Below are 11,294 nucleotides of genomic sequence, written 5' to 3'. Positions count from 1 at the left end.
GTGCGGTTATTCGGTGCTTACGGCGGCTTTACGCTCCAATAGGCGGGCAAAATTGCTCAACGACGCCAAGTGCAGATAGATCAATCCTAACCAGCCGGCTTGGAACAGGCTGTCCAACGCATCGCGGCCGATTTTTTGGAAGCGCGCCTCGTCCACGATCCAAAGGCCGGATAAAGAGTAACGCTCGCCGCTCGGTGATACCGCATCGGCCCGGCGTTCGGTTAAGAGGTCCAATTCGTGTAAGGTGGCGGCGAATTGCGCGGTCAGCTGCGATTCGGCGTGGAACTCCCGCAAAAAGGCGATGATTTGTTGCAGGTAAGCTGACGGTGCGCCGTCGACCAGCAATGGCTCGCCGGCCGTTTCGTTAAAACGCGGGCAAGTGTCGTCAAAACAGACGACCAATTGCTTGTCTTCGGCCTGCTCGGCCGGTACGAATGGGTATCGGCGGACGAAGGCTGGTATGTAATGTCCGGTCCAACGGCCAACAGCGTTGACGAACAGGTTTTCGCCGTCGTTCAAGCCCAGCACTACCACCGGAACGAAGTGGCCGTCGCCGGCTTTGGCGAAGGCGATCGGGTATTCCTTGCCGGCTTCGCTGAATTCGGGACCAATCAGCGGAACCGAGTTACTGACGCGCGCGTAACTGACGTCTTCGGACGGCGCGATATGCAACCGGCCGTGAGCGGCGGGGTTCAAACTGACGATGCGTTTATAAAACAGCAATTGGTTATCCACAGTGGTATCGCCGGTTGAGTGGGTGGAAAAATGGCGTCAAAAGACTTTTAAAACGCTTTGCTCAGGCTGACCCAAAAATGAGGCGTTTTGTAAGTGCCGTCCGAATCGTTGCCGTCTGCCGAACGGGCTGGGTTGGCGCCTATGCGTTGGGCAACGCTGCCGCGGATGACGAAATTACCGGGTACCACCCAGTTGATTCCGAAGCCGCCGCCGCTGAGCGTGTAATGGTTAGGCCCGCCTTCGGTGGCATTCGGCCAGAGGTCGTTGTGCAGCGTGATGCCGCCGTGGTCGATGAAGCCGACCAACTCGACATGCTCATAAACTTCGTAGCGTAGTTCAAAATTCATCAGATAGCCTTCGTCGCCCAGGGCTTCGTTGACTGGATAAGCTCTGATGCCGAAAGGCCCGCCCAGACTGAATTTTTCGGAAGAATCCAGATTTTTGGTGGCCAGTTGTCCACTGACGCCGGCATAGAAGCGCAATTTGTCGGTCAGGCTTTGTAGACGGGAGGCGTTAAGTGAGAACTTTTGATAGGCCCCGCCGGCGCGGGCCGTGGCCCGGTTTTGAGTCTGGTCGGCCAAGCTTCCCGACAAATCCAGGTTGCCCGCCACCATTGTTGCGCCGAATAGCGTGACCGCGCCGCCTAGCAAGTCGTCCTGATGATCGCCGCTCAGACCAATGTAGCCGCTTTGTACCTCTTTATCGCTGACCACGCTCCCGAGGCTGGTGTTGTAATAGTGGCGATCATCGAAACCGCTGGCCACGTAAAGATTCGTGCTCACCCCGCGAAGCAAGGGATAGGTGGCGAAGGTACCGCCGGTCCAGGCCGAACCTTGAGCGTCCAACGACTGAAAGGGTTCACCCAGGGTGTAGTCCAGCGCGGACGAGGCCAGACCAATCCGCAGCCCGGAGTAGCCTACCGGCAGCGAATAGGCAATTCTGCCGTAAACGTTACCGCTGCCGCCTTGAACCCGTAACGAGGCCAGATCGCCGAGGCGCAACGGATTATTCAGATTTAGCGATCCGCCGAATTGGTTCATGCCGACTGAGCGCACGCCGGTATTGCTGTAATCCACGGAGCCGCTGATTAAGTTGCTGGGATCGATTTTCAGCAGCAGGTCGGATTCGCCGGCTCTAGCGCCGGCCTTCAGAGTGGAAGAAACCGTGCCGCCGGTCAGATCGTTCAACAGCAGGATGCCGCGTTGCATATCGGCCAATCGCAAAGCCTCCCCTGCGGGCTGAGCCGCCAACATGGTTTGTCGGGGAATATCGTTTCGGTAGACGGCGGCCGGATCGTCGACCTCGACTTTGCCTAATTTCGCTTCGCGGATCAGGATTTCGACGATGCCGTCGCGAATTTGCTGAGCGGGCAATACCGCGCGGGCAAAAAAGCCACGTTGCTGGTAATACTCAGCTATATCGCGAGTGATCTTGCGCAGTTCAGCCAAGCTTAAGTCCTTGCCGATGTGGTCTTTCAGAAACGCCTGTAGTTCGGCTTCGCCGATCAACTCGGCGCCGCTGATTTTCCATCCCTTAACTTGAATACGGACGTCGCCTTCACCGGCAGGCGCCGGTTGCTCCGTGATTTCGAACGGGACGTTCGAATCACCCGGCAAAATCGGTTCGGGTTTGATATTTCGTAGAATCGACCCCGCCTCGGGAACCACTTCAGCCGCTTGACCGGGAGCCGGACAACTGATTAGGAAAGCTAAGGCAGCGGCGCTAAGCCGAATCCGGATGAGTTTGCGATTTCGAAGGGTCGGTTGCATACGATTCCAATTGCTGACATGAATGGAAATGGTCGCCTGTCCGCTTTTTGTCTTAAGGCCGCTAGGTCAGTTATGACTAACGCGGCCCGTCTGGTGATTACTCGATGCGGATTAGCGTGCTCAGACAAAATAGCGGCCCGATCATAACCGTTCAGCTCAGTTGCCGCAAAGGATAGTTTCCGACAGACCACAAGAACGGTATGGAAATAATATAGTCGATTTAAAATGAGTCGAACGCAAAAATTTGCCTAACTTTAATTCAAGCGCGTTAATTAGGTTTCTAGTTTGAGCAAACCGCGGCTTTTCGCGCTGTGACCGACTATATATTGTGAACTTCTCTAATATGCGGCGCTTGTCATTAGCCATGGGCTTACCTGCCGCCCTGTGGCTAGGAAATGAAAATAGCAGCCCAACGACCTATCTCGGTGTCCGAAAAAAGTTGCCCACTACAACCGGACCTTGATGATCGTCACCGCCGCGAAATCCGGAACCCCGTTACCGGAATGGATTAACTGCGAGGTCTGACGGATGCCGCCGGCCCGGCACATGAAATGCCTTAACGGGTTACCAGACACCCTTGCAAAAACAAGCTGACAGACTGACGCACCCAAACGTCTATCTCCGCTTCGTCGGGCGTCGGCTCCAAACCCAGTTGTAAGCGCTGTAAGCGTTCGCCACGCACCGCACTGATGAATTGGTCGGCAAGGAAATACGGGTCCAAATCTATCATTAAGCCGGCCTGTTGCTGGCGGATAAAAAACTGCGCTAACAATCCCAGCGTCCGGCGCGGTCCTTGCTCGTAAAATTGTGTCGCCAGATCAGGGAAACGAGGTGATTCGCCGATCAATATCGCCCGCATCCGCAATACATCCGGACGGGTAATCCGATACAAAAACTGCCGGGCAAAATTGGTCAACGCCTCTTCCAATGCGCAATCGTCGGACAGGCTACCGATAAATTGATCACTGCAACGCCGGATCAACGCGCCGAACAAGCCGGCTTTGCCGCCGAATTGGCTATAGATCGTCCGCAGCGATACCCGCGCATCGCGGGCGATGGTTTCCATACTCAGGTTTCCGTAACCGTTTTCAAGAAAAAGCTGTAAGGCTGCATCGAGTAATCGATCCCGACTTTGCTGTTCATCGCCCTTACAGGGACGTCCACATTTAACCATGCTGTGTGATTCGCGAAATGAATTGACTTGGATAAAGATGATAACCTAGACTAAACGGTAATAGATATTACCATTTTTAGTTAAACGACGACTAAGGCAGTACACGGCAATGGCAAAAAACCCGCGCATGACGCTTGCAGACCAACAGACCCCTTCATCGCCGCTAGCGACTGATTTTGCAGGGCAAACCCATCGCCAAGCACAGCGACATGTGGTAAAGCTCGGCGTGGTCGGCATCGCCCTGCAACTGACTTTGGCTGGCTGTGGCGATGCCGGAGCCCCTGCCGGCGCAACAGCCGCGCCACCGCCGCCCAATGTAAAAATCGCGCAGCCCTTAAACCGCGAAACGACGGAATGGGACGAATACACCGGCCGGATCGAAGCGATCAACTCGGTGGACATCCGCGCCCGGGTCGGCGGTTATTTGGATACCGTTAATTTCACTGCCGGCGCCAAGGTCAAAAAAGGCGACTTGCTGTTTCAAATCGACCCTAAACCGCTAAAAGCCCAGCTTAATTACGCGCAAGCCGAACTGGAGCGCGCCAAAACCAAACGCGAGCTAGCGAAAAACGATTTGACCCGCGCCGAAAACCTGTTCAAAGCCAAAGCCATTTCCGCCGAAGAATACGACATGCGCACCAAAGGCTTGCGCGAAGCGGCGGCGGCGGTCGAATCGGCGGAAGCCAACGTCTACACCGCAAAGTTAAACCTGGAATACACCGAAATCCGCGCGCCCATCAGCGGTCGGGTCGGCCGCGAGATGATCACCGCCGGCAACCTGGTCAAAGCCGACGACACCGTGCTGACCAACATTGTGTCCACCGATCCGGTATACGTTTACGTCGATGCCGACGAACAATCGGTGTTGCGTTACCGCCGACATGCCCAGCAACACGGCCAAAGCGCCGCCGATCTAAAAGGTACGCCGGTACAACTGGCGGTGGCCGACGAAACCGATTTTCCGCATCAAGGCAAGCTGGACTACATTGCCCCGCGCGAGGATGCCGCCACCGGCACCCTGAGCTTGCGCGGCGTGTTCGCCAATCCGGACGAATTGCTCAGCCCAGGCTTTTTTGCGCGCTTACGGGTGCAGGCCTCGGCATCCTACCCTGCCCTGTTACTGCCCGACCGCGCCGTCGCGACCGATCAGGCGCAGCAGTTTGTCTGGGTCATCAATCAAGACAACCAAGCCGAATACCGGCAAATTACCCCCGGCTCGCGCATCGGCGAGTTGCGGGTGATCCGCAGCGGCTTGCAAGCCGGTGATTGGGTGGTAGTAGAAGGCGTGCAAAAGCTAAAACCCGGCGCCAAAGTCAATCCGGAACGCATCGATTTGGCCGCGCCGGGAGCGCAATAAGCTATGGATAAATTCAGTCATTTTTTTATCGACCGGCCGATCTTTGCGGCGGTGTTGTCGATTGTCATCCTGTTGATCGGCGGTTTGGCGCTGATCGGTCTGCCGATTGCCCAATATCCGGAAATTGCTCCGCCCACGGTCGTGGTTAGCACCAACTATCCCGGCGCCAATGCCAAAGTCGTCGCGGAAACGGTGGCAACGCCAATCGAGCAGGAAGTGAACGGCGTGGAAGACATGTTGTATATGTCTTCGCAGTCCACCAATAGCGGCGCGATGTCTTTAACCGTCACTTTCAAACCCGGCGCCAATCTGGATAAAGCCCAGGTTTTGGTGCAAAACCGGGTGGCGCTGGCCGAACCAAAGTTGCCGGAAGAAGTGCGCCGCCAAGGTTTGAGCGTGAAAAAGCGCAGCCCGGATTTAAGTCTGGTGGTTAACCTGGTTTCGCCGGATAAACGCTACGACAGCGTTTATATGAGTAACTACGCGCTGCTGCAAATCCGCGACACCTTGGCGCGCTTGCCCGGCGTGGGCGACATTCTGTTGTTCGGCGCCCGCGATTACAGCATGCGCCTGTGGCTGAATCCGCAAACCATCGCCGCCCGCAACCTGACCGCCGCCGAGGTAGTGAATGCGGTACGCGAACAAAACGTGCAAGTGGCGGCCGGCGTAGTCGGTCAGCAACCCTCGCCGAACAGCGCGGAATACCAATACACCGTCAGCACCCTGGGCCGCCTCAGCACCCCCGAGCAATTTGGCGAGATTGTCATCAAGCAAGGCGACAACGGCCAAGTCACTCGTTTGAAAGACGTGGCGCGCATCGAACTGGGCGCCAAGGATTACAATTCCGGCTTGTATCTGGACGGCGACGAAACGGTCGGTCTGGCGATTTTCCAACTGCCCGGCTCTAACGCCATCGATACCAAAAACGCGGTAATGGCGGCGATGGAAAAGCTGAAGACCCGTTTCCCGGAAGGCCTGGATTACAAACTGGTTTACGATACCGTGGTGTTCGTCGAGCAATCGATAGACGCGGTAGTCGAGACCCTTTTCGAAGCCTTGCTGTTGGTGGTCTTGGTGGTGATCGTGTTCCTGCAAAACTGGCGAGCAGCGGTGATTCCGTTGCTGGCGGTGCCGGTGTCCTTGATCGGCACCTTTGCGGTGATGTCAGCTTTGGGGATTTCCTTAAACACCCTGTCGCTATTCGGCTTGGTGCTGGCTATCGGCATCGTCGTAGACGACGCCATCGTGGTGGTGGAAAACGTTGAACGGCATATCGCCGAAGGCCTGCATGCTCGGGAAGCCACGCGCCTGGCCATGTCCGAGGTAGTGGGACCGGTGGTCGCCACGGCATTGGTGTTGGTGGCGGTATTCGTGCCCACCGCCTTTATTACCGGCGTATCGGGCGCGTTTTACAAGCAGTTTGCCTTGACTATTGCGGTGTCTACCGTGATTTCGGCGTTTAACTCGCTGACACTGAGCCCGGCCTTGTGCGCTTTGCTGCTGGACCGCGCGCACGACAATAAAGACGCTTTCACCAAAGTATTCGACAAGCTATTCGGCTGGTTTTTCGGCGCGTTTAACCGGTTTTTCGAGCGTTTCAGCCTGGGCTATTCGCGCCTGGTTGGCCGGTTGATCCGCGTGACCGCTGTCGTTCTGGTGCTGTATGTCGGCTTGAACGGCTTGAACTTTCTGGCATTTGAAAAAGTACCGACCGGTTTTATTCCGCAGCAAGACCAAGGCTATCTGGTGTTGTACGCGCAATTGCCCGACGCTGCGTCCCTGGCCCGCACCCAGGACGTGGTGCAGCAGGCCAGCAAGATCATTCTGGATACCCAAGGCGTACAACACGTCAACGCCTACGCCGGCTGGTCGGTGCTAAGCGGGGCGAATCAGTCCAATGTAGCCACCATGTTTGCCCGCTTAGGCGAATTTACCGACCGGGCCGGTCACCCCGAATTGCATGCCGACGAGATCGTCAAAAGCCTTACCCAGCGCCTGAGCGTGATTCCCAACGCCCGCATCGCCGTGTTCGCGCCGCCGCCGATTCGCGGCATGAGTTCGGTCGGCGGTTTTAAGCTGCAAATTGAGGACAGAAACAACGCCGGCGTGGACGAATTGCAGCGCGTCACCAATGAAATGTTGGGCAAGGGCAATCAACAGCCCGGTTTGGTGGGATTGTTCAGCACGTTTAGGTCCGGCGTGCCGCAATTGTTTGTGGACGTGGATAGAACCCGGGTGAAGGCGATGGACGTACCTTTGAAAGACGTGTTCGACACCTTGCAAATTTATCTGGGCTCCTTATACGTCAACGACTTCAATGCCTTCGGCCGCACTTATCAAGTCACCGCACAATCCGACGCCCCATTCAGGATGTTGCCGGGTGATATTGACCAATTAAAAACCAAAAACCGCCAAGGCGGCATGGTGCCCTTGGGTGCGGTCAGCGAGGTCAAAGAAATCGCCGGCCCGGACAAAATCACCCGTTACAACATGTATCCGGCGGCGGAAATCAACGGCGGCACCCTGCCCGGCATCAGCTCCGGCCAGGCCATCGACACCATGAGCAAACTGCTGTCCGCCGAGTTGCCGCCCGGCTTTGATTTCGAATGGACCGAACTGAGCTTGCAGCAAGTCTTGGCTGGTAATGTGGCGATGCTGGTGTTTCCGCTCAGCGTGATCTTCGTCTTCCTGGCCCTGGCCGCACAATACGAAAGCTGGTCGCTGCCGTTTGCGGTGATTTTGATTGTACCCATGTGTATTTTGTCGTCGATGACCGGGGTGTGGTTGAGCCATATGGATAACAACATCTTCACGCAAATCGGCTTCATCGTACTGGTGGGGCTGGCGAGTAAGAATGCGATTTTGATCGTCGAGTTTGCCAAACAGCGCCAGGAAAGCGGCCTTAACCGCTTCGAAGCGGCGGTGGAAGCCTCGCGCATCCGCTTACGGCCCATTCTGATGACCTCTTTTGCCTTCATCATGGGCGTATTTCCTTTGGTAATTGCCCAAGGTGCCGGCGCCGAATCCCGGCGTCTGCTGGGCACCGCGGTGTTCAGCGGCATGATCGGCGTCACGGTGTTCGGCTTGTTACTCACTCCGGTGTTTTATGTCGTAGTACAAGCCATCGCCCAACGCCTGCGGCCCACAGCCACCGACTTAACCACTCATCAACCTGCAATCGAGGCCCACAAATGAGTCTGCGCCCCTCCAAACGCCGGCATCAGGCCCTGAGTGCTGCCGGCCTGCTCGGCTTGCTGCTCGGCGGCTGCGCGGTCGGACCGGATTATGAATTGCCGGCCACTGCGGATTTACCCGCCAGTTTTGCTAACGCCCAAGAGTTTTCTGATCGCGGCATCGAAGAGCAGTGGTGGCAGCTGTTCAACGATCCCCAATTGAGCGCCTTGATCGATAACACTATCAGCCACAACTATGAACTAAAAGCCGCTCGCGCCAATCTGGCGGAAGCGCGCGCTTTATATCTGGAAACCGGCCTGAACCTGTTACCGACCGTGACCTCGCATGCCAATTACACCGAGCAAAAACGCAGTACCGGTTCATTCAATAACCGCACCGGCGTTTTTCCACGCGAATTGAAGCTGTACAACACCGGTTTTGACGCCTCTTGGGAAATTGATTTCTTCGGCCGGGTGCGGCGCAATGTCGAGGCCAGTAACGACGAAGTCGAAGCCCAAGAAGCCAGTCTGCGCGACATCGGCGTCAGTCTGATCGCCGAAGCGGCCCGGAATTATTTTGAATTGCGCGGTCTGCAAAACCAATTAGCGGTCGCCCGCAAAAATGCCGACAACCAGGCGCAAACCCTGGAGCTAACCCAAGTCAAACTGGAAAACGGCCGCGGCACCGAGCTGGACACGTCCAGAGCGCTGGCGCAATTGGAAAGCACCAAAGCCGGCATACCGCGCCTGGAAAGTGCCATCGCCCAAGCCATCCATAGACTCAGCGTATTGACCGGGCAAATGCCCGACACGCTGACCAGTAGTTTGGTGCAGTCCGCACCGTTACCCAAAGCACCGGACAGTATCCAAATCGGCAACCCGGAGCAACTCCTGCGCCGCCGGCCGGATATTCGGGTTGCCGAACGCACCTTGGCCGCCGCCACTGCCCGCATCGGCGTGGCCACGGCCGACTTATTCCCGCGCGTGACGTTTGTTGGGAGTCTGTCGTTGGAAGCCAGCACCCTGTCCGGCTTGGTCGCTCCGGGCTCGGAAACCTATTCAGTTGGCCCGAAAATCAGCTGGGCAGCATTTGATTTAGGCCGGGTTTACGCCCGCATCAAAGCTGCCGACGCCCGCGCCGAAGCCAGCCTGGCTCAGTATGAACAAACCGTACTAAATGCCTTGGAAGAAACCGAAAACGCCCTGGTCAGCTACAGGCAAGAACGCGCCCGCCGCAGCTCCTTACTGGCTGCGGCGCAGGCCAGCGAAAAAGCCGCGGCACTGGCGCATCTGCGCTATCAGGAAGGTATAGCGGATTTTCTGACCGTGTTGGATAGCGAACTTCGCTTGTTGCAGGATCAAAGCCAGCTGGCGCAAAGCGAAACCGTCATGGCTACCGCCTTGACCGCTGTTTACAAGGCTTTGGGCGGCGGTTGGGCGGAGTCATCCGCCCCAGCGGGTAAGCTGGAGACAAGTCTTATCCAATAGGTTTCTAAGATTACAATAGTTAACCCTCTAGCGATTGTCGCGCCGCCTCTACCAAGTTTGTTGGCAGGGGCGTTTTTTTATCCCGCCCCCACCCGCCGAGCCAATCCAAATACGAGAGACTAAGCAATTAGCCGGCTCCTTTGTGTAACGCTGTCCAAACCTACGCATGCCAATTAGCGCTGATCCGTATCAAAAACCGTTCGCCCTGAGTTTATCGTTGGAGTGAGGCACCAACCGCAACACGACAACCATAAAACCACCCGCAAACCATCAGCAACGCAACAATAAAGTGATTGATCACTTTTAGACCATCAATATTGGGATAGGCCATCATGTTGGGGTTCTTGCCTCACCCCTACGGCCCTGCGACAAGTTTAGTTAGGCTTTCGAATACGCACTTGTTTTGCAGCCCTTCGCTTTTGTAGCCAGCGAATCAAACCGGTGACGAACAGCGCCGCGCAAACCAGCCCGCTGGCCAATACCAGCACACGGCCCGGTAGGCGCAGGAACTGGCCGGAATGCAACGGCCACTGCCACTGTAAAAACACGTTGCCGGCCCCGCCGGACAAGGGCGTGGCAACATGCAGAATTTTCCCGTCGGATTGGTCTAAGACTATTTGCCAACGGCCGCGAAACACACCGCCGAAATCAACGTGTTTGGTAAAAATGAACGTCCCATCGGCGGCATCGGGCAGTTTCAGCCAATACCACTGGCCGGCCGGCGTGGCTTGGTCGGCCAGCATCAAGGCTCGATCTGCCGAGAGGGGCTTAGGGCCAGGGCGAGCGACGGAATGGAACTGTTCCAGCGGCTTGGTTGGCGAGAAGCAATCGACCAGCCAGCGAAATGGCTCGCCGAAATTAAAATACACCCCGGACAGCATCACCCCGAACAGAATCAAGCCGCTGTAAAAACCCAGGGTTTTGTGCAGATCGTGGTTGAAGCGCTCGACACTGGCCCGCGGTTTGATTGTCAACGCGCTGCGCCAGCGTCCGGTCAGCGGCCACCACAAAATCAAACCGGTCAGTACTGAAATGGCACTCAAAATGGCGACGGTACCGACGATCCAGCTGCCGTCGTCCCAATCCAGCAGTAAGGCATAATGCAGCTTGAATACAAAACCGATCAGGCTGCCGGCTAATAAATCGTCCGCATGCTCCCACAAGCGGATGCCCGTGACTCGGGCCGTGTAAGGGTCGACGAAGGCGTTCCAGGTATGCTGACGCGCCTCGCCGCCGGCCGGCAGCTCGTAAAACAGCCAGAAGGCTTGTTCGGCGTGGCGCGGGTAATAAATATAACCACGCTTGGCGTCGGTCGGCATGGCACTATCAGCGGCGGCTATGATTTCGTCCAGCGGCCGGTAAGACGCTACGCCCTCTGCCGCCGCCGAAACCTGATGCAAGGCCGGGTTCAACACCGCATCCAGCTCCTGCCAGAAGGTAATGATGCTACCGGTCAGGCCGGCGATCAATAAAACCGACCCGGCCAGCAAGCCCAGCCACAAATGAATTTGCAGCCAGAGCTTGCGGCGGCGTTTTAGCTCAGTTAAGCGCCGGGCGGAGTGGGAAAGTACCGGTTCAGCGTTGCCCATCCCCTGCCC

The 11,294-nt window shown here is 56.7% G+C and carries 7 protein-coding genes; 3 read left to right on the top strand and 4 right to left on the bottom strand.

Translation table 11 applies throughout. The annotated features are described in order from the left end of the window. Positions 1-6: 6 nt before the first annotated feature. From QLH52_RS05370 to QLH52_RS05360, 3 genes are all read right to left on the bottom strand, one after another. Positions 7-735, bottom strand: a complete 729-nt coding sequence (locus tag QLH52_RS05370; protein ID WP_319960812.1) for a SapC family protein — start codon at positions 733-735, stop codon at positions 7-9. A gap of 47 nt (positions 736-782) precedes the next feature. Beyond that, entirely contained in the window at positions 783-2,504 is a 1,722-nt protein-coding gene (locus QLH52_RS05365) for a ShlB/FhaC/HecB family hemolysin secretion/activation protein (RefSeq protein WP_319960811.1), read from the bottom strand. Between the two features lie 556 nt (positions 2,505-3,060). Next, positions 3,061-3,678 (bottom strand): TetR/AcrR family transcriptional regulator, encoded by a 618-nt coding sequence (locus tag QLH52_RS05360; RefSeq protein WP_319960810.1) that lies wholly within the window; start codon positions 3,676-3,678, stop codon positions 3,061-3,063. Positions 3,679-3,787: 109 nt separating this feature from the next. Here QLH52_RS05360 and QLH52_RS05355 point away from each other — a divergent pair, with 109 nt between their 5' ends. The 3 genes from QLH52_RS05355 to QLH52_RS05345 are packed head-to-tail and all read left to right on the top strand — an operon-like array spanning position 3,788 to position 9,696. Beyond that, positions 3,788-5,035 carry an efflux RND transporter periplasmic adaptor subunit gene (locus QLH52_RS05355; protein WP_319960809.1) on the top strand — a complete coding sequence of 416 codons (1,248 nt, stop codon included), beginning with the start codon at positions 3,788-3,790 and terminating at the stop codon, positions 5,033-5,035. 3 nt (positions 5,036-5,038) lie between these two features. Then, positions 5,039-8,230, top strand: a complete 3,192-nt coding sequence (locus QLH52_RS05350) for an efflux RND transporter permease subunit (RefSeq protein ID WP_319960808.1) — start codon at positions 5,039-5,041, stop codon at positions 8,228-8,230. Then, positions 8,227-9,696: an efflux transporter outer membrane subunit gene (locus QLH52_RS05345; protein WP_101053108.1), complete on the top strand. Its 1,470-nt coding sequence runs from the start codon at positions 8,227-8,229 to the stop codon at positions 9,694-9,696. The genes QLH52_RS05350 and QLH52_RS05345 overlap by 4 nt, the downstream gene beginning before the upstream one ends. Positions 9,697-10,070: 374 nt before the next feature. Here QLH52_RS05345 and QLH52_RS05340 read toward each other — a convergent pair whose 3' ends face one another. Then, positions 10,071-11,285, bottom strand: a complete 1,215-nt coding sequence (locus tag QLH52_RS05340) for a PepSY-associated TM helix domain-containing protein (RefSeq protein WP_319960807.1) — start codon at positions 11,283-11,285, stop codon at positions 10,071-10,073. Positions 11,286-11,294 lie beyond the last annotated feature (9 nt).

This window comes from Methylomonas defluvii, assembly GCF_033949435.1.
Lineage (GTDB): Bacteria > Pseudomonadota > Gammaproteobacteria > Methylococcales > Methylomonadaceae > Methylomonas > Methylomonas defluvii.
The sequence above is the reverse complement of the archived record's forward strand: the minus strand, read 5'-3'. Positions and strand labels throughout refer to the sequence as shown.

What these genes read in the sequence shown, in the direction of transcription:
- QLH52_RS05355 (WP_319960809.1), top strand. Translation starts at nt 3,788, where the DNA reads ATGGCAAAAAACCCGCGCATGACGCTTGCAGACCAACAGACCCCTTCA.
- QLH52_RS05365 (WP_319960811.1), bottom strand. Translation starts at nt 2,504, where the DNA reads ATGCAACCGACCCTTCGAAATCGCAAACTCATCCGGATTCGGCTTAGC.
- QLH52_RS05360 (WP_319960810.1), bottom strand. Translation starts at nt 3,678, where the DNA reads ATGGTTAAATGTGGACGTCCCTGTAAGGGCGATGAACAGCAAAGTCGG.
- QLH52_RS05350 (WP_319960808.1), top strand. Translation starts at nt 5,039, where the DNA reads ATGGATAAATTCAGTCATTTTTTTATCGACCGGCCGATCTTTGCGGCG.
- QLH52_RS05345 (WP_101053108.1), top strand. Translation starts at nt 8,227, where the DNA reads ATGAGTCTGCGCCCCTCCAAACGCCGGCATCAGGCCCTGAGTGCTGCC.
- QLH52_RS05340 (WP_319960807.1), bottom strand. Translation starts at nt 11,285, where the DNA reads ATGGGCAACGCTGAACCGGTACTTTCCCACTCCGCCCGGCGCTTAACT.